The following is an 18,806-nucleotide window of genomic DNA, read 5'->3' as shown; positions in this document are numbered from 1 at the left end:
ACAGACAAAAAAAAGCCCCGGATGAAACCGGGGCTTCTCACTACGCTATCGGTACCGCCTTAGGCGCCAACGATTCGTACAAACTTACGGTTCTTGTTGCCGCGAGTGATGAACTCAACCTTGCCTTCGATAGTCGCAAACAAAGTGTGGTCCTTACCCAAACGCACATTCTCTCCAGCATGGAAACGCGTTCCGCGCTGACGAACGATGATGTTACCGGCCTTAACCTGCTCGCCACCAAAACGCTTTACGCCGAGACGCTTGGCATTTGAATCACGACCGTTACGAGTACTACCGCCTGCTTTCTTGTGTGCCATTTGTCAGTCTCCTTACGCGCTGATGCCGGTGATACGAACTTCAGTAAACCACTGACGATGTCCAGTCTCTCTGCGGTAGTGCTTACGTCGATTAAACTTGACGATCTTCACCTTCGCGTGGCGGCCTTGGGCAACAACTTCCGCCGTTACTTTAGCGCCGTCAACCAACGGGGTGCCTACCTGCATGTTGTCACCGCCTACCATCAACACTCGATCGAATTCGATGGTGTCGCCAGTAGCCGCTTCAATTTTTTCCAGCTTGAGGGACTCTCCCTCGGTAACACGGTGCTGCTTGCCACCACTTTCTATAACTGCGTACATCTTCCTTCTCCATTGTTCGCCCTCCCGCAAATTCACGAAAAACCGACGTCTGCTGCGAATCGTAGGCCCTTAGGGCCGCGCTCATAGCGGTAGTGACAATCGGCAACACTGTTCTCACAGTGGGCAGGGACGGGCACAAGTATCTGTATTAAAACGAGTTTTCGTCTCCTAGGTGCAGAGAAACTCATCGACCCATAAGCTTGGCTAAACACCGCGGTGCCAACCACAGAACTTTGGGGCGCGAGATTGTACTCAAAAGGCACCCCAAGCTCAAGAAGCATTTCCGGCAACATGGAGGCGCGCGAGCTAGCTTTTGACCAAGCCCTAAACTTCGAATCCTTGACACTCTAGCGGCCTACACCTAGCATCCGCGACCAATTCTCGGGGTCAAGGTTCTACCCACCATGCAAGAAGTCCGCGCAGTCGTTAGCGCAGAACTAGACGCGGTCAACGCTGTGATTATCGATCAGCTGCGTTCTGACGTAGAAATGGTCGAAAACGTCGGCCAGTACATTGTTGACGCTGGCGGAAAACGTCTCCGTCCGGTGTTGGCGCTGCTGTCTTCTGCCGCGTTGGGAGGCATAAGCGACGTACAAGTTCGCTTTGCTGCGGTGGTCGAGTTCATCCACACAGCGACCTTGCTCCACGATGACGTCGTCGATGTATCTGAACTGCGTCGTGGGCGCCCTACGGCCAACAGTACCTTTGGAAATGCGCCTAGCGTACTCGTCGGGGACTTTCTGTATACCCGCGCATTTCAGCTCATGGTCGCCTTGGGCAACCATGAGCTACTTAAAATGATGGCGGACACCACGAATACTATCGCCGCGGGTGAGGTATTACAGCTTATCCGTGCCGGAGATCCCGCAACCAGTGAGGCCCAGTATTACGACGTAATCGATCGTAAGACCGCGGCTTTGTTCGCCGCAGGATGTGAAGGCGCAGGCTTACTTGCGGGAGCGGATGCTCGAAAGGTGGAACAGCTGGGTGTTTACGGCCGCAATATTGGTATCGCGTTTCAAATTGTCGATGACTTGCTGGACTACGAAGGCGATCCGGAGATCACTGGAAAGAACGTGGGAGATGATCTATCTGAAGGCAAGCCTACCCTGCCGCTGATTCACGTTATGCGCGAGGGCAGTGAAGCGCAAGCGAGCATGGTACGGGGCGCTATTCAGGCAAAGGACAGAGAAAAACTTCCGGAGATCATCCAAGCTGTGAAAGACTGCGGCAGTCTGGACTACACACGAAATGCGGCTATAGAGTGCCGAGACAAAGCTCTTGACGCCCTGGTGGATTTCCCGGAATCACCCGCGAAAGAAGCTCTGATCCGCCTCGCAAAGCTGTCCCTCGAGCGCTCTCACTAAAGCTTTCCCGAGCACCCCGAGCAAAAATCAGTTCGCGTCGATAAGTGCCAGTAATTCCCGGGTTTTCGTTTCCATCAACGCAACATCTCCCCGAGACTCTACGTTAAGCCGTACGAGAGGCTCGGTGTTTGACATGCGTAGGTTGAAACGCCACTCAGCGTATTCGAAACTAAGCCCATCAACGGCCTCAAACGTCAGAGCTGACTCCGCATACTGCGCTTCCACCCTGGATAACACCTCTGCAGGATCATCGATAGAGCGGTTGATCTCACCACTGCAGGGATAAGCCGCCATGCGTTCTTCGACCATCGCTGCAAGAGACAGATCTCGAGCGCTGATTAGATCGGCTACGAGAAGCCAGGGAATCATCCCGCTGTCGCAGTATGCGAAATCACGGAAATAGTGGTGGGCGCTCATCTCACCGCCATAAATCGCGTTCTCGAGGCGCATCCGTTCCTTGATAAAAGCGTGGCCAGTTTTACTCTGCACGGCCCGGCCGCCCAGCTTATCGACCACCGCTCGAGTGTTCCAGGTGAGGCGGGGGTCATGCACCACCGGCTCACCCGGATTACGTTTGAGAAACGCTTCCGCGAGGAGGCCCACCAGGTAGTATCCCTCGACGAAGCGACCGCTCGCATCAAAAAAGAAACAGCGGTCAAAGTCACCATCCCAGGCAATACCCAAGTCTGCTCCGTGCTCGCGAACCGCCGCGATAACCGGCTCCCGGTTCTCTTCGAGCATCGGGTTAGGAACGCCATTGGGGAAGTTACCGTCGGGAGCATGGTGCAACTTAATGAACTCAAACGGCAGATGGGGCTCAAGAAGATCCACCACCTTCCCTGCTCCGCCATTGCCGGCTTCTACAACGATTTTCAGGGGCTTCAAATTTGGCACATCCACGTAGCTCAAAAGATGCGCTACGTAGGCTTCTTCCGTGTTAAGAGGCTTAAGCTCTCCTCGAGTGTCTGCAGCGATAAACTCATTTTTCTCTGCCAGCGCTTTGATGTCGAAAAGACCCGTGTCTCCCGAGATAGGCTTTGAGCCCTCTCGCACAAACTTCATCCCGTTGTAATCTTTTGGATTGTGGCTTGCAGTGACAGCAATACCACCGTCCATGTCCGCGTGATGAGTCGCGAAATAGATTTCTTCGGTACCGCAAAGACCGATGTCGTAGACGTCCACACCCTGGGAAAGAAGACCGTCCGTAAGGGCTGCCTTTATCGCGGGACTACTAAGACGGATATCGTGACCCACAACGACCTTCTTGGGTTTGATGACCTCTGCATAAGCACAGCCAATACGCCGTGCGATATCTTCATTTAGCTGACCGGGGACCTGACCACGAACGTCATAGGCTTTGAAACAGGTGATTTCGTCCATAGTGCCGCTCAACTCTCTTTGAGGTAATGATTCTGATACATGTGATTTGTCGCCTCTACGAAGCCCGGGACGCTACCGCAGTCAAAACGACGACCTTTAAATTTGTAAGCCATGACGCAACCGCGATCCGCCTGAATCTGCAGCGCATCCGTGATCTGCACCTCGCCGTTCGCACCTGGCGGTGTCTCACGAATGATGTCAAAAATATCCGGTGTCAGAATATAGCGCCCGATGATTGCAAGATTGGACGGCGCCTCTTCGGCGCTCGGTTTTTCAACCATCTTGTCGACACGATAGATGCCATCCTTGAGGGACTCTCCGGCAATCACCCCGTATTTGTGAACTTCCTCAGCAGGCACTTCCATGATCGCAACAATTGAGCAGCGAAACTGGTTGTACAGCTCGGCCATCTGCGCGAGCACGCCAGGCCCGTCGTTGATACATAAGTCGTCGGACAGCACCACACCAAAAGGTTCGCTACCGATGAGTGTTTCACCCGTGAGAATGGCATGACCCAAGCCCTTCATTTCCCGTTGGCGAACCATCGTAAAAATACCTTGATCCAGAACATTACGAATACTGTCCAGATAAACCTCTTTAGTGGTACCGCTAATCTGATGCTCTAGCTCGTAGCTGATATCAAAGTGATCGGTGATAGCGCGCTTACCGCGACCAGTAACCATCGCGCAGGTTGTCATGCCCGCTTCAATAGCCTCTTCCACGCCGTATTGAACCAGGGGTTTGTTAACGATAGGGAGCATTTCCTTGGGCATACTTTTGGTAGCCGGGAGGAACCGCGTGCCGTAGCCCGCCACTGGAAACATACACTTATTGATCACGACAAACTCCTGTTGTATTGGGTGGTGTACATGGAACAGTTTGAGCGGCGGCAAACAACACTTGGGCCGCAGGTCAAATCAGGAGCTACGTCCGTAGACATCCTCAAAACGTACGATGTCATCTTCGCCCAGATAACTGCCCGACTGGACTTCTATGAGCTCTACGGGAATCTTCCCCGGATTCGCGAGCCGGTGTTTGTGACCAAGCGGGATATACGTCGACTGATCTTCAACAAGCGTAAAGACTTTGTCTTCGCAGGTGACCTCGGCTGTACCGTGGACCACGATCCAATGCTCTGCGCGGTGATGATGCATCTGCAGGGACAAGGTTTGCCCCGGGTTCACAACGATACGCTTAACCTGAAATCGATCGCCCTCAATGAGAGACTCATAGCTACCCCAGGGACGGTAGACCCGCTGATGCAAAGAAGCCTCGGTACGACCCTCAGATTTGAGACGATTAACGATCTGCTTAACGTTTTGCACTTCATCTCGGTCAGCTACCAATATCGCATCGGGTGTTTCCACTACGATCAGATTCTTAATGCCAGTGGCGGCGATTAGACGCGATTCGCTACGAAGATAGCTGTCAGAACAGCCTTCAATCATGACATCCCCGAGAAGAACGTTCCCGTGGCTGTCACGCTCTGATACCTGCCACAAGGTAGACCAAGCGCCAACATCACTCCAACCGCAATCCAGAGGAATCACACCGCCTCGCTGCGTCCGCTCCATCACGGCGTAATCAATACTGTCTGAAGGGCAGGCTAAAAACGCATCTCGGTCCGGACGCAGAAAATCAAGGTCAGCGCTGGCGTTCGCCATTGCCCGCTCACAGGCCGCGTAGATTTCGGGTGCGTGGGCTTTGAGCTCGTCAAGATAGGTTGCCGCAGAAAGCAGGAACATGCCGCTGTTCCAATGGTACTGCCCGCTATCGAGGTACTCTTTTGCCGTTTGCGCATCGGGCTTCTCGACGAAACTATCGAGAGCGAAGAGGCCGGTGTCATCGCTAGCACCCAATCGCAGGTAGCCGTAGCCGGTCTCAGGCGCATCCGGTACGACGCCAAAGGTCATCAATGCACCCGACCTCGCTTTACCCAGACCCAATTTTACGGCCTCGGTAAATGACTCGGTATTCCTTATCACGTGGTCCGCCGGGAGCACCAGGAGTATCGCCTCGGGCGATGTAGACAGCGCCTGAAAGGCCGCCAGAGCAACGGCGGGTGCAGTGTTGCGTCCTTCGGGTTCCAGGATTATTGCCGCAGGATCAACGGAAAGCTGGCGCAGCTGCTCTGCCACCATAAATCGATGCTCGTCATTACAGATGACCAGTGGCGAGGCGCTCTCGAGCCCAGAGGTGCGAGCCATAGTGTCCTGAAGCATCGAAAGCTCACTGGCAAGCGCCAAAAACTGCTTTGGATAAGCCTCGCGCGAGACGGGCCACAGGCGACTGCCTACGCCTCCAGACAGTAAAACAGGTATCAACATCTACTCAGTACCCCAAACATTCAATTAAAGGAACAATCTTGTTTATTCCGCGCGCTCAAACTAGCTCGAAAACGGAAACATCTCAACGACATAAGGCCTTGTTCCTGCATAGTTTTTTGTGGCAACGGGTGGACTTGTGAGGTGCATCCATTAAACTAGCGTCCCACGACCGTAGGCAACAATGAATAGACTAACCAATTAGTGGGCGCTGGCAAGTGCAGGGTTCGCAAAATGCGATTCATCATGCAGTAATCGCCGACTGCATCACACCGCGATTCAAAGCTTTTATGGCAGAAGACATGCCTGAAGAACTTTCAGACACACTCGGTACTAATCGCCTTCCAGTAAACTCTTTGTTTACACCACTGTTGAATTGTTTACACCGCTGTTGAACCCAACACTTAACCCACTCTTAACCCAACACTTAACCCAACACTTAACCCAACACCGCGGACGAAAAAATACCATCATGACGCCTCAATCGAGCTACACCAAAGACGAACTTATTGCCTGTGGTATGGGCGATATGTTCGGCCCGGGAAATGCCCAGCTACCCGTGGGCAACATGCTGATGCTTGACCGGATTACCCACATCAGTTCTGAAGGTGGCTCCAAAGATAAAGGCCAGATAATCGCCGAACTCGACATTCATCCCGATCTTTGGTTTTTTGATTGTCACTTCCCCGGCGACCCGGTAATGCCCGGCTGCCTGGGGCTGGATGCGATGTGGCAGCTGGTGGGGTTTTTCCTGGGGTGGCGCGGCAATCCTGGGCGCGGACGCGCACTGGGCTCCGGAGAGGTAAAGTTCAGCGGACAGGTTTTACCTTCAGCCTCCAAAGTTTCTTACACCATCGATATCCAGCGGGTTATCGAGCGTAAACTGGTGATGGGCATAGCGAACGGCATCGTAAGTGTCGACGACAAAGAGATTTATCACGCGTCTGATCTACGCGTCGGGCTTTTTCAATCTACCGAGAGTTTTTAAGTCATGCAGCGACGAGTAGTAGTCACAGGTTTGGGCATTGTGTCCTGCCTGGGTAACGATGCAGATACTGTGACCGAAGCGCTTCGTCATGGGCGATCTGGCATTAGCACGAGTCAGTCGCAAATCGACGCCGGTATGCGCTCGCACGTTTCTGGCGCACCCGAGATAGACTTCAAGGAACACATCGATCGAAAGCAGCTCCGCTTTATGGGCGATGCAGCCGCGTATGCCTACATCGCGATGCAACGCTGCATAGCAGACGCAGGACTCAGTGAAGCGGAAATTTCGAACGATCGTACGGGCATCATCGCAGGATCCGGGGGCGCTTCTTCAGCCAGTCAAACGGAAGCCGCGGATATTCTCCGAGAGCGCGGCTTACGTCGTGTAGGGCCTTATCGGGTCACACAAACCATGGGCAGTACGGTTTCTGCGTGCCTGGCTACACCGTTCAGCATTCGCGGTGTGAACTACTCTATTTCTTCTGCATGCTCCACCAGCGCGCATTGCATCGGCAACGCAATGGAGCAGATCCAGCTAGGCAAGCAGGACCGTGTGTTTGCAGGTGGCGGCGAAGAACTCCATTGGACAATGAGCAGCCTGTTTGACGCCATGGGCGCCCTGTCCACCAAGTATAACGACACACCCGAGCGGGCATCCCGCGCCTACGATGCAGACCGCGACGGTTTTGTCATTGCGGGGGGCGGTGGCATGGTCGTGCTCGAAGCGCTGGAAGTAGCGCAAGCACGGGGAGCAAAAATCTACGCGGAGCTCGTAGGCTACGGAGCTACGTCAGATGGCTACGACATGGTAGCCCCTTCTGGAGAAGGTGCCGTGCGCTGCATGCATCAAGCACTTTCCACCGTTGACGGCCCCGTGGACTACATCAACGCACACGGTACAAGCACCCCCGCTGGCGATATTCAGGAGCTCAAGGCGGTGCGGGAAGCCTTTGCGGACAAAGGTCGCACGCCCGTCGTCGGCTCGACAAAATCTCTTTCGGGGCACTCATTAGGTGCAGCGGGCGTGCAAGAGGCCATCTACAGTCTTCTTATGCAGCAAGCCGGTTTCATAGCTGCTTCTGCAAACATCGAAAATCTGGACCCGGAAGCCGAGGGCATGCCCATCGCCAGAGAGCGCCAAGATAACGTAGATCTTCAGCGAGTCATGTCTAATAGTTTTGGCTTTGGCGGCACCAATGCATCACTGGTGTTCCAGAAGTTTCTGGGGTAAGGCCTGACTTAATGGTCGGGCACGTAGACTAAACAGGTCTCACCGCTCAAGTGGGGTCCTTAAGTGTGGTACTTAAGCGGGGTACTAGCGGGGTACTTCAGTACAACAGGGCGTCAATTCTCAGTGTTTGAACGAGTTGTCCTCGCTCAATAGTTTTCCCGATAGGAACCACCGCCAGAGCATCGCTCGCAGACACTGAACTCAGCACACCCGAACTCTGATTCATGTAAGGGGTGACCCAAACCTCGCCGTCAGTTTGACGCGTCGAGACGCGCAGAAATTCCTGCCGAGTACCGGGCTTAGCAATAGCGAAGTCGGCCTTTGCGGGTACGACTGACGGCGCCTCTTCAGACCGCCCTTGCAGCGCACAAATATACGGTCGAGCGAGCAATAGAAAGGTCACAAAGGCGGAAGATGGGTTGCCCGGCACACCCATAAAAGGAGTCTCGCCCACCCGCCCAAAAGCAAAAGGCTTACCGGGCTTTATGGCAATGCGCCAAAGGGCTATTTCACCAAGCGCACTTACGGCGTCGCGGACGAAGTCGGCCTCTCCGACAGACACACCGCCACTACTCAGTATCAGGTCTGCCTTATCCGACGCCTCCGCAAGCGCGTCTCTGGTGGCATCTGCAGTGTCCGCGACGATTCCAAGGTCCAGCACATCGCAGCCCAAAGCCGAAAGAAGACCCGAAAGCATAGGCCGATTACTATTGTAAATCGCCCCGGAAGGCAGTGGCCCGGACCCGGGCTCCCTCAGCTCATTTCCTGTAGACAGGAGCGCCACCTTCAGTCGCTTGAACACCGAGACTGTTGCAATACCCTGAGAGGCGAGCAGCCCCATATCCTGTGGCCTGAGCCGTCGACCCGGCGACAACAGCAAACTACCTGACTGACAATCTTGTCCTTGCCGCCGAATGTGCTGACCCGCCGAAACACCGGTGGGAACGTCTATGGAGTCGCCGACAACTTGCACGTCTTCCTGCATGACGACTGCATCGGCTCCACTGGGTATCTCCGCGCCAGTGAAAATTCTCGTTGCGCTGTCAGGCTCCAGGCTGCCAGCTACATCACCCGCCGCAACACGTGAACGTACTGGCAGTCGTCGACCGTCATCGCTGGAGCGCAGGGCATAACCATCCATAGCGCTGTTGTCTGCCGGAGGCACATCTATAGAGGCGCGCTGTTCACCAGCTAACACTCGTCCCAGTGAGTCATTCAGCGAGAGCTCTTCAGTACTCGGTTTTACGGCAACATCGGAAAGCAGTTGCTCAAGTGCATCACCCAAAGGCATTAGCGGTTTCACAGCAAAAATCTATTTGCTGCTAAGCACGGTTACAAAGTTGCAAGGTCGGTGACGACTGTCCAACTGATCTTTCAGAATCCCATTCCACGCGGTGCGGCACGCTCCGGTAGAGCCAGGCATACAGAAAATAGCCGTACGATTCGCCAGACCCCCAAGAGCTCGGGACTGTATCGTTGAAGAGCCAATCTCATCGAGAGACAGAGCGCGAAAGACCTCGCCAAATCCCTCAATGGTCTTGTCGAACAAAGGGACCACCGCTTCTGGCGTTGAGTCCCGACCGGAGAAACCTGTCCCTCCCGTCACAAGAACCGCATGCACGCCAGCGTCAACAATCCACTGCGACAGTACCGCGCGGATTTGATAAATGTCATCGGGTACAAGCGCTCGTTGAACTATCGAATGCCCTTGTTCTGTTGCCGCCTCCGCAAGAAAATCGCCGGAGGTATCATTCTCGGGTCCGCGCGTGTCGGACACGGTTAGTACCGCTACTCCAAGACCTACAAACTCACTCTCTGAAGACATAGTTAGCCCTTGGACTCCTCTACCGCACTACTTTCCGCATACTCTTTGACCGTGGAGTTCATAAAGCCACGCCAAGGCACCTGCTTGATGGCAAAGCTGTCTCGAAGTCGACTGCAGTCGAACACTCGAGTCTCTACGCTTTCCTCAGGGCGCTTTTCCTCAGCACCAATAACGATATCTCCCGAGTCACGGTACTGACTCATCGCGGCGAGGGCCGCCTCGGCAAAAGCGTACTCCGTCGTGCGATCGCCTGAACTGTAATGATAGACACCCTTGGCATCTGCTCCCACACTCAACTGATCAAGCATCGCGACCACAACCCGCGCGATGTCAGCACAAGCGACCGGTGAAAAAACATTTCGATCATCAAACGTAGCATGGCGCTCGATAGCCATCCTGAACAACATCCGAGTCAGAAGATTGTTATCGGTACTCGCAAACAAAGGACCGGTACGAAGCACAATGGCAGACGGGGCGGCCTGCATGACGCGGCTCTCAATCTCCATGATCTGGAAACCCGGCTCATCAAAGGCATCAGGCGCATCAAACTCTCTTAAAGTCCGCGTCCCCTGCCCCGCAAACACCCGATCGCTAGAAAGAAGGAGATAGGGTATGGAGCTGTGTTCACAAGCCTTTGACAGCCAGTGGGCCCGTTCGATATCCAAAGGTTGAGGCACTTCGTCTGTGGCCACCTGCCAGGCGAGCCGGAGATCAACAACAGCTTGCGGCTTATCTTTACGCGCAGCTTTTTTTGCCTGCCGCTCGCTACGCCACCGCGCTGCAGCAGTATTCAATGGCAACGCCCGATGACGCCCCCATTGCGCAAAAACAGCTTGAATCGCCATGCCCGCAGGGTTGTCCGCGCCTATTAAAAGAACATCCACGGGTACCTAGGCAGTCCTTAAGCGACTAAGAGAGTTAAGAGAACAGCACACCGCTGGTCTAGAACGGTATATCGTCGTCGATATCGCCCATCGCAGCTGGCTGGGGCGCCGCTGCAGGGCTGTTTTGAGACGGCGAACTAAAGGTGGAGCCGCCACTCGAACCACCCGCTTCAGGATAGCTCTGGTCATAGCCTCCGTCGTTACTCCCACCGCCACTTCCCCCGCGGCTGTCGAGCATCTGCATCTCACTGCCGACTATCTCTGTGGTATAGCGGTCCTGACCTGATTGGTCCTGCCATTTACGTGTACGGATAGCGCCTTCCACATACAATTTTGAACCCTTGCGCAGATATTCAGCAGCGACTTCGGCGAGACGGTTAAAGAACACCACGCGGTGCCACTCGGTACGCTCCTGCTGCTGCCCGGTTTGCTTGTCCTTCCAGGTTTCAGAGGTCGCCAAACGAACGTTGGTTACCGAACCACCCGAGGGCATAAAGCGCGTTTCTGGATCAGCGCCCAAGTTTCCTACAAGAATCACTTTATTGACGCCGCGCGATGCCATATTGCTATTTCCGAATCTGTAAAAAAGGGCCGATCAATATAGCAATCCAACTCTGGAATTGCGACAGCATAAACGCTCAAGCGGCGCTGGCAGCACCTTGAGACCGGGGAGTAGGACTCATGCGCCATATCAGCACTAGCCAAAGCGCGGCAGCTAGCAAAACCAACCAAAGGAGCCCCGAAAGACCTGCTGAGCCATACACCAAGCCCCCGGTAGTTCCGCCGACAAACGCTCCGAGAAACTGGCAGGTCGCATAAATGCCCAGTGCCGTGCCTTTGCCATGGGCAAAAACGGCCTTGCTCACCAGCGAAGGCAGAGCCGCTTCAAGATAGTTAACAGCGGTAAAGAATCCACACAAGGCAATGTAAAGCAGCAAGATATTGCTCCCCAGAAACAGAGCAGCCAGGGATGCCGGCATCATGATGACGGTGATCTTCAGCGCCAAACTAGAACGCCCTCCTCGCTCCGACAACCGCAGCAAGGGATACATGCCTAGTAATGAGATAACGAGCACCGGGAGATAAACCTGCCAGTGGGAGTCTCTGGGAACGCCCATACTCCCTTCTATGACCGCCGGAACCACTAGAAATGATGCTGTCAGCATAAAGTGCAAAAGAAACACCGAGCCATTCAGACGTTGCAACACGGGATCCGCGAGCACCGGACGGAACATGTTGCGGTTCGCTCCAACACTCTCGTGACTCCGCGTTTCTGCCGACGGTATACCCAGCAGCACGATGGCCATGCCAAGCACCGCGAGAGCCGCCGTCATCCAGAACACGGCGGCGAGACCACCCCAGGCAGCCAGTAGTGGCCCGCAGATCAGCGCCAGCGCAAAGGATAAGCCTATGCTGATACCTATCACCGCCATGGCTTTGGTGCGCTGCTCTTCGGACGTGAGATCAGCAGCCAGCGCCATAACAGACCCGGAGATTGCCCCCGCTCCCTGCAGAGCGCGACCGACAGCGATCACCTGCACGCTATCTGCGAGAGCCGCGACTACGCTACCGAGGACAAACAAGGCCAACCCACCAAGTATCACGGGTTTCCGTCCAATCTTGTCGGACAGCCAGCCCAAGGGTATCTGCAGCAAAGCTTGCGTAGCTCCGTACGCTCCCAGGGCAACGCCGATCATGAGCGGCGAAGCACCCAACATATCCGCGGCGTAAAGTGCCAGCAGTGGCAAAGCCATAAACAAGCCGAGCATGCGGAAGCTGTAAAGCAACGCCAAAGCAGCGACGACACGCCGCTCCAGCGCTGTCATGGGATTAGTTGTAAGCAATACTGAGGTACCTCGCGAATGTCGCAAATGGTAACAGCTTTTAAGTGACGCTCGACCATCCATGCCGGGTTCAAGGGCGTATATTTAGGCAGTTTTCTTACTTACCTTTTGTTCGCTCAAAGCCGCCACCTTATACTGTGGTGTTTTTGCCCGTCACTTGCGGAAGCCAGCATGGATACAATTCAACTGCGTGGAGCGCGCACGCACAATCTGAAGAATATCAACCTTGATATTCCTCGGGACAAGCTCGTGGTCATCACAGGACTTTCGGGGTCGGGAAAGTCATCTCTGGCCTTCGATACACTGTACGCCGAGGGTCAGCGACGCTACGTGGAGTCGCTCTCTACCTACGCCCGACAGTTCCTGAGCATGATGGAAAAGCCCGACATTGATCATGTGGAGGGCCTATCACCAGCGATTTCCATCGAACAAAAATCCACGTCGCACAATCCCCGCTCGACCGTGGGAACCATTACCGAGATTTATGACTACCTGCGCTTACTTTACGCCCGGGTAGGTAAGCCTCATTGCCCGACTCACAATCGCCACCTCCAAGCGCAAACAGTCAGCCAGATGGTCGATACAGTACTTGCACAACCAGAAGGTGCGCGCCTGATGCTGCTTGCTCCCGTAGTGCGAGAGCGCAAAGGTGAGCACCATCATGTGTTTGAAGAGCTGCGCGGTGCGGGTTTTGTCCGTGCCCGAGTCGACGGCAGCGTTCGAGATTTGGATGACCTTCCGGACCTGGACAAAAAGAAAAAGCACAGCATTGAAGTCGTCGTAGATCGCTTTAAAGTGCGTGAAGACCTTAAACAGCGCTTGGCAGAATCCTTTGAAACAGCGCTGGAACTCACCGATGGTCTAGCGCTGGTCGTGGACATGGATGGCGAAGCAGCTGATCTGGTGTTCTCGGCACGTTTTGCCTGCCCCGAATGCGGTCACAGTATCAACGAGCTGGAGCCGCGGCTGTTTTCCTTTAACAACCCTGCCGGCGCCTGTGGAAGCTGCGACGGCCTCGGGGTAAGACAATTTTTTGATCCGGAACGCGTGGTCTTGTTTCCAGAGGCGAGCCTTGCTGAAGGAGCCATACGCGGTTGGGACCGAAGGAATGTCTACTACTTTCATATGCTGACTTCTTTGGCGAGTCACTTCGGCTTTGATATTGATACACCTTTTGAAAATCTCTCGTTAAAGCACCGGAAGATCATTCTGGAGGGCAGCGGCAAGGAAGAAGTGAGCTTCTCCTACGTGAACGATCGAGGTGATGTTTTCAAGCGCTCCCACGCTTTTGAGGGAATCATCCCGAACATGGAGCGGCGCTACCGTGACACAGAATCACAGTCGGTCCGCGAAGACCTGTCGAAATTTCTGACGACTGCGCCCTGCGCGGAATGCGGCGGTAGCCGACTTTGCGAAGATGCACGTCATGTCTTAGTCGATGGAAAGAATCTACCGGCAATAACCGCGCTGCCCGTAGGTCAGGCAGAGGACTACTTCGCCGCCCTGGATCTTGCGGGACGCGATGCTGAGATTGCCGAAAAGATTTTGAAAGAAATCCGCGCTCGCTATCGATTTTTAGTGGATGTGGGCCTGAACTACCTGAGCCTCGATCGAAGTGCCGAAACGTTGTCTGGTGGTGAAGCTCAGCGCATTCGACTTGCCTCACAAATCGGCGCAGGGTTGGTGGGTGTGATGTATATCCTCGATGAGCCCTCTATCGGTCTCCACCAGCGGGATAACGAGCGTCTGCTACGAACACTCACCCACCTTCGAGACCTTGGCAACACCGTGCTCGTGGTGGAGCACGATGAAGACGCCATCCGCATGGCCGACCACATTATCGATATAGGCCCGGGCGCTGGCGTCCATGGTGGCACCATTGTTGCCGAGGGTGATGCCCAGGCCATCATGGACGAGAAAAGCTCTCTCACAGGCGCCTATCTCTCCGGCGAGAGATGTATTGAGATACCCGAGAAGCGCGCCGTAATGGACGAGAAGCGGTTGCTGCGTCTGAGCAAAGCTTCAGGGAACAATCTGCAGGATGTCGATCTTGAAATCCCCGTGGGACTGTTAACCTGCGTTACAGGCGTTTCTGGATCGGGCAAGTCTACGCTGATCAACGCAACGCTGTATCCCTTAGCGGCAACGGCCCTAAACGGTGCGACAACGCTTACCCCCGCCGCTCACGAGGCGATGGAAGGACTAGAACATATCGACAAATGCATCGATATTGATCAGAGCCCCATTGGGCGAACGCCGCGATCGAATCCTGCGACCTACACCGGGATATTTACTCCCGTGCGAGAGCTTTTCTCAGGCACACAGGAAGCGCGCTCTCGAGGCTATAAGCCGGGCCGCTTTAGCTTTAACGTCAAGGGTGGGCGTTGCGAGGCCTGTCAGGGCGATGGCGTAACCAAGGTAGAGATGCACTTCCTGCCAGATATCTATGTGCCCTGCGATATCTGTAAAGGCCGACGCTACAACCGCGAGACCTTGGACATACGCTACAAAGGCAAGAACATTCACGAAGTGCTCGACATGACGATCGAGGACGCGCTGGAGTTCTTTGAGGCCGTGCCGACTATTGCACGTAAGCTGCAAACGCTTATGGACGTCGGTTTAAGCTACGTTCGGCTTGGCCAGGCCGCCACCACCCTCTCAGGCGGAGAAGCCCAGCGCGTGAAACTGTCGCGAGAACTCTCAAAGCGAGACACGGGCAGAACCCTATATATTCTCGACGAGCCGACCACCGGTCTGCACTTCGAAGATATCCGCCAGCTATTGCAAGTGCTCCATCGACTGCGCGATCACGGCAATACGGTGGTGATCATCGAGCACAATCTGGATGTCATCAAAACGGCGGACTGGATAGTCGACTTGGGCCCCGAAGGTGGTAGCGGTGGAGGTCAGATCATCGCAACCGGCACGCCGGAAGCGGTGGCCAAGAATAAAAAATCCCATACAGGGCACTTTCTTAAGCCGATGCTTGGAAGCAAGACCGGCAAGAGTAAAGCGGCTTAACTAGCGCTTGGCGATCCACACACCGAAGCTTCTAACAACGCCCCCGCCGCTGCATGCCTGTTGTGAAGCAGTCAGGAGCGCTCCGCGCGACGCGTAACAACAGGTGTGGTGTTGTCCGCGACACCCTTGCCGCTAGCTAGACCTTAACTATCAGGCACAAAAAAGCCGGGCAAGAACCCGGCTCCTAGTAACGCTTTAAAACGATCGTGGCTTATTCGTCGCCAGCGTCGTCGTAGCTCTCTGGCTCTGGACGGTCAACAAGCTCGACGTAGGCCATCGGCGCCTTATCACCAGTACGGTAACCGCACTTGAGAATACGGATATACCCACCAGGACGAGCCTGGTAGCGAGGTCCCAGTTCGGTGAAGAGTTTGCCTACCGCTGCCTTATTGCGAACGCGATCGAATGCGAGTCGACGATTTGCGACACTGTCGTTCTTCGCAAGCGTGATCAAGGGCTCCGCGTATCCGCGCAGCTCCTTCGCTTTAGGCAAGGTTGTTCTAATCAGCTCGTGCTCAACCAAAGAGATGGTCATGTTACGAAACATGGCTTTTCGGTGTGAGCTGTTGCGGTTTAACTGACGTCCGCTTTGACGATGACGCATTTTTCCAGTCCTTTACTCGGCGTCTCTCGACGCCCTGTTGTCTTTTGTGTTCGTAGCCTTAGCGGCGCAGAGAATAACCAGAGGCTCCTCTGCAAGCCCTATCAGGCGCTGAGCACCTTCTCATCATTTCTCAGACTAGCCGGTGGCCAGCTCTCAAGTCGCATACCCAGGGACAAACCGCGTGAAGCAAGCACGTCCTTGATTTCGGTAAGTGACTTCTTACCCAGATTAGGTGTCTTAAGCAGCTCTACTTCGGTGCGCTGTACCAAATCACCAATGTAGTAGATGTTCTCAGCCTTCAGGCAGTTCGCAGAACGCACAGTCAACTCGAGATCATCGACAGGACGCAGAAGCACAGGATCCACCTCATCTTCAGCGTCGTTAGTCACTGCCTGAGTCTCGCTCTGGAGGTCGACAAATACGCGCAGCTGGTCGTTCAAAATGGTCGCAGCTCGACGAATAGCCTCTTCCGGGTCAATCGTTCCGTTAGTCTCGAGATCGAGAACCAGCTTGTCGAGGTCAGTTCTCTGCTCAACACGAGCGGCTTCTACAACGTAGGACACACGCAGTACCGGAGAAAAGGTCGCGTCTAGCTGGAGACGGCCAATTGAGCGTGTTTCTTCTTCTGGATTCTCCCGAGCATCAGCCGGAGAGTATCCTCGGCCGCGAGCAATCGTAAGCTTCATGTGAACCGCTGACTTGCTGTTCAGAGTGCAAATCACGTGGTCGGGGTTGCAGATCTCGATATCGTGGTCAGTCTGAATATCAGCTGCCGTGACGGGACCTTCGCCTTCCTTGCTCAGGACCAGCTCAGCTTCGTCCTTACCGTTCATGATCAAGGCAACGCCCTTGAGGTTCAGAAGGATCTCAATAACGTCTTCCTGCACACCCTCTATGGCTGAGTACTCATGAAGAACGCCATCAATCTCGACTTCCGTGATTGCACAGCCTGGCATTGAAGACAGGAGGATGCGGCGAAGTGCATTACCCAACGTGTGTCCAAAACCACGCTCCAGTGGCTCAAGAGTTACTTGAGCGCGCGTCTTGCTCTTCTCAGCAACGTTGATCTTGCGAGGAGTCAGTAAATCTTTAACTGATGATTGCATTTATGGCACCTGTATATGTGTTCGGAACGATCGGCTCTGGATACTCATTGAGTGGCGCTTAGCGCCACTTATTTACTTGGAGTACAGCTCGACGATCAGGTTCTCGTTGATCTCAGAAGATAGTTCCTGACGATCTGGGGCGGCCTTGTAAACTGCCTCTAGCTTCTCGACGTTTACGTCGATCCACTCAGGCTCTCCGCGCTGCGCTGCAAGTGCCATGGCAGACTGCACACGCAGCTGCTTTTTGGCCTTCTCGCGCAAGGAGACCACATCACCGGCCTTAACTTTGTAAGAAGCGATGTTCACAACCTTGCCGTTCACCAGAATCGCCTTGTGGGCGACCAACTGACGAGACTCGGAACGTGTAGAGCCAAAACCGATGCGATATACGACATTGTCCAAGCGGCTCTCGAGCAGCTGGAGAAGGTTTTCACCGGTAGCACCCTTAAGACGGGCCGCTTCCTTGTAGTAGTTGCGGAATTGCTTCTCGAGTACGCCATAAATACGACGAACCTTCTGCTTCTCACGTAACTGAACACCGTAGTCGGACAAACGTCCGCGACGGGCACCGTGCTGACCAGGAACAGACTCCGGCTTACACTTGGATTCGAGCGACCGAACGCCACTCTTCAAAAACAGGTCAGTGCCCTCGCGGCGAGCGAGCTTACACTTTGGACCAATATAACGAGCCATAATCTTGCTCCCTCTTAAACGCGACGCTTCTTGGGCGGACGACAACCATTGTGTGGGATCGGCGTCACGTCAGTGATATTGCTGATCTTGTAACCACAGGCGTTAAGTGCACGAACAGCAGATTCACGACCTGGTCCTGGACCTTTCACCTGTACATCTAAGTTCTGGAGACCGTACTCTTTAGCAGCTTCACCGGCGCGCTCTGCTGCAACCTGGGCTGCGAAAGGCGTGCTCTTACGTGAACCACGGAAACCTGAACCACCTGAAGTGGCCCAGCTCAGGGTATTACCCTGACGGTCAGTGATAGTAATGATGGTGTTATTGAATGACGCATGTATGTGCGCTATTCCATCAGCGATGGTGCGCGTGATTTTCTTGCGCGTGCTCTTGCCACCTGGCTTAGCCATGTATCTAATCCTGCTTAATATCAACACTGCACAGCGGTGCAGCTACACTAATTAAGGATTCGCAGTTCCTTTCCGGCCTTTGACCGGCGCGGTTTTAACGGCGAATCGGCTTTCTTGGTCCCTTACGGGTGCGCGCATTGGTTTTAGTGCGCTGTCCACGAAGAGGAAGGTTACGACGGTGACGCAGGCCACGGTTACAACCCAGATCCATCAATCGCTTAATATTCATAGAGACTTCACGACGAAGATCACCTTCGACGGTCAACTCACCAACCTTATTACGCAGTACGTCCAGCTGATCTTCTGAAAGATCACCCACACGAGCGCTTTGTTCTACGCCACTCGCCTCGCAAATACGCTTAGCTTGGGTTCGCCCTACACCAAAAATATAGGTGAGGGAGATTACGGCGTGCTTGTTGTCGGGTATGTTGACCCCGGCTATACGAGCCATTCACTTATCTCCGAAAAACTGTGTACGCGCATCGTGATCGGCAA

General features: G+C 54.4%; 19 protein-coding genes. 4 read left to right on the top strand and 15 right to left on the bottom strand.

Annotation, left to right across the window (positions count from 1 at the left end):
• Window positions 1–59 precede the first annotated feature (59 nt).
• Together rpmA and rplU are read right to left on the bottom strand one after the other, a co-directional pair.
• Window positions 60–317 (bottom strand): 50S ribosomal protein L27, encoded by a 258-nt coding sequence (gene rpmA / locus AB8B76_RS13465; RefSeq protein ID WP_405273229.1) that lies wholly within the window; start codon window positions 315–317, stop codon window positions 60–62.
• 12 nt (window positions 318–329) lie between these two features.
• Entirely contained in the window at window positions 330–638 is a 309-nt protein-coding gene (gene rplU / locus AB8B76_RS13460) for a 50S ribosomal protein L21 (RefSeq protein WP_405273227.1), read from the bottom strand.
• A gap of 404 nt (window positions 639–1,042) precedes the next feature.
• Here rplU and AB8B76_RS13455 point away from each other — a divergent pair, with 404 nt between their 5' ends.
• Window positions 1,043–2,005 (top strand): polyprenyl synthetase family protein, encoded by a 963-nt coding sequence (locus tag AB8B76_RS13455; protein ID WP_405273226.1) that lies wholly within the window; start codon window positions 1,043–1,045, stop codon window positions 2,003–2,005.
• 27 nt (window positions 2,006–2,032) lie between these two features.
• Here AB8B76_RS13455 and AB8B76_RS13450 read toward each other — a convergent pair whose 3' ends face one another.
• The 3 genes from AB8B76_RS13450 to AB8B76_RS13440 all read right to left on the bottom strand — a co-directional run bounded on the left by AB8B76_RS13450 (window position 2,033) and on the right by AB8B76_RS13440 (window position 5,712).
• Window positions 2,033–3,385 (bottom strand): phosphomannomutase, encoded by a 1,353-nt coding sequence (locus tag AB8B76_RS13450; protein WP_405273224.1) that lies wholly within the window; start codon window positions 3,383–3,385, stop codon window positions 2,033–2,035.
• Between the two features lie 8 nt (window positions 3,386–3,393).
• The gene (galU, locus tag AB8B76_RS13445; RefSeq protein WP_405273222.1) at window positions 3,394–4,224 is read right to left on the bottom strand and encodes a UTP--glucose-1-phosphate uridylyltransferase GalU; all 831 of its coding nucleotides are present in this window, start codon (window positions 4,222–4,224) and stop codon (window positions 3,394–3,396) included.
• Between the two features lie 78 nt (window positions 4,225–4,302).
• Window positions 4,303–5,712, bottom strand: a complete 1,410-nt coding sequence (locus AB8B76_RS13440; RefSeq protein ID WP_405273220.1) for a mannose-1-phosphate guanylyltransferase/mannose-6-phosphate isomerase — start codon at window positions 5,710–5,712, stop codon at window positions 4,303–4,305.
• Window positions 5,713–6,181: 469 nt separating this feature from the next.
• On the opposite strand from AB8B76_RS13440, the gene fabA reads away from it, so the two are divergent.
• Window positions 6,182–6,697, top strand: a complete 516-nt coding sequence (gene fabA, locus AB8B76_RS13435) for a 3-hydroxyacyl-[acyl-carrier-protein] dehydratase FabA (protein ID WP_405273218.1) — start codon at window positions 6,182–6,184, stop codon at window positions 6,695–6,697.
• Between the two features lie 3 nt (window positions 6,698–6,700).
• On the top strand, window positions 6,701–7,927 hold the full coding sequence (fabB, locus tag AB8B76_RS13430; RefSeq protein ID WP_405273216.1) for a beta-ketoacyl-ACP synthase I: 1,227 nt from the start codon (window positions 6,701–6,703) through the stop codon (window positions 7,925–7,927).
• A gap of 97 nt (window positions 7,928–8,024) precedes the next feature.
• Here the strand turns inward: fabB and glp are convergent, their stop codons facing one another.
• From glp to AB8B76_RS13405, 5 genes are all read right to left on the bottom strand, one after another.
• Window positions 8,025–9,230 carry a gephyrin-like molybdotransferase Glp gene (glp, locus tag AB8B76_RS13425; protein WP_405273214.1) on the bottom strand — a complete coding sequence of 402 codons (1,206 nt, stop codon included), beginning with the start codon at window positions 9,228–9,230 and terminating at the stop codon, window positions 8,025–8,027.
• A gap of 9 nt (window positions 9,231–9,239) precedes the next feature.
• Window positions 9,240–9,752: a molybdenum cofactor biosynthesis protein B gene (moaB, locus tag AB8B76_RS13420; protein WP_405273212.1), complete on the bottom strand. Its 513-nt coding sequence runs from the start codon at window positions 9,750–9,752 to the stop codon at window positions 9,240–9,242.
• A 2-nt stretch (window positions 9,753–9,754) separates the two neighbouring features.
• The gene (locus AB8B76_RS13415) at window positions 9,755–10,636 is read right to left on the bottom strand and encodes a sugar nucleotide-binding protein (protein ID WP_405273211.1); all 882 of its coding nucleotides are present in this window, start codon (window positions 10,634–10,636) and stop codon (window positions 9,755–9,757) included.
• 58 nt (window positions 10,637–10,694) lie between these two features.
• Window positions 10,695–11,198, bottom strand: coding sequence for a single-stranded DNA-binding protein (gene ssb / locus AB8B76_RS13410; RefSeq protein ID WP_405273210.1), 504 nt, complete (start codon window positions 11,196–11,198; stop codon window positions 10,695–10,697).
• 76 nt (window positions 11,199–11,274) lie between these two features.
• Complete coding sequence (locus tag AB8B76_RS13405; RefSeq protein WP_405273208.1) at window positions 11,275–12,480, bottom strand: MFS transporter; 1,206 nt, start codon at window positions 12,478–12,480, stop codon at window positions 11,275–11,277.
• 171 nt (window positions 12,481–12,651) lie between these two features.
• Between AB8B76_RS13405 and uvrA the strand changes: the two genes are divergently transcribed.
• Window positions 12,652–15,501, top strand: a complete 2,850-nt coding sequence (gene uvrA, locus AB8B76_RS13400) for an excinuclease ABC subunit UvrA (protein ID WP_405273206.1) — start codon at window positions 12,652–12,654, stop codon at window positions 15,499–15,501.
• Window positions 15,502–15,712: 211 nt separating this feature from the next.
• Here the strand turns inward: uvrA and rplQ are convergent, their stop codons facing one another.
• The 5 genes from rplQ to rpsM all read right to left on the bottom strand — a co-directional run bounded on the left by rplQ (window position 15,713) and on the right by rpsM (window position 18,762).
• On the bottom strand, window positions 15,713–16,105 hold the full coding sequence (gene rplQ / locus AB8B76_RS13395) for a 50S ribosomal protein L17 (protein ID WP_405273205.1): 393 nt from the start codon (window positions 16,103–16,105) through the stop codon (window positions 15,713–15,715).
• A gap of 101 nt (window positions 16,106–16,206) precedes the next feature.
• On the bottom strand, window positions 16,207–17,211 hold the full coding sequence (locus AB8B76_RS13390; protein WP_405273203.1) for a DNA-directed RNA polymerase subunit alpha: 1,005 nt from the start codon (window positions 17,209–17,211) through the stop codon (window positions 16,207–16,209).
• Window positions 17,212–17,283: 72 nt separating this feature from the next.
• Window positions 17,284–17,904 carry a 30S ribosomal protein S4 gene (gene rpsD, locus AB8B76_RS13385; RefSeq protein WP_405273201.1) on the bottom strand — a complete coding sequence of 207 codons (621 nt, stop codon included), beginning with the start codon at window positions 17,902–17,904 and terminating at the stop codon, window positions 17,284–17,286.
• A gap of 14 nt (window positions 17,905–17,918) precedes the next feature.
• Window positions 17,919–18,311, bottom strand: coding sequence for a 30S ribosomal protein S11 (rpsK, locus tag AB8B76_RS13380; protein ID WP_405273199.1), 393 nt, complete (start codon window positions 18,309–18,311; stop codon window positions 17,919–17,921).
• A gap of 94 nt (window positions 18,312–18,405) precedes the next feature.
• Window positions 18,406–18,762, bottom strand: coding sequence for a 30S ribosomal protein S13 (rpsM, locus tag AB8B76_RS13375; RefSeq protein WP_405273197.1), 357 nt, complete (start codon window positions 18,760–18,762; stop codon window positions 18,406–18,408).
• Window positions 18,763–18,806 lie beyond the last annotated feature (44 nt).

The sequence above is a fragment of the Congregibacter sp. genome, from assembly GCF_045107095.1.
Taxonomy (GTDB): Bacteria; Pseudomonadota; Gammaproteobacteria; order Pseudomonadales; family Halieaceae; genus Congregibacter.
Note: the sequence above shows the minus strand (reverse complement) of the source record. Positions and strands in the feature narration are given on the sequence as shown.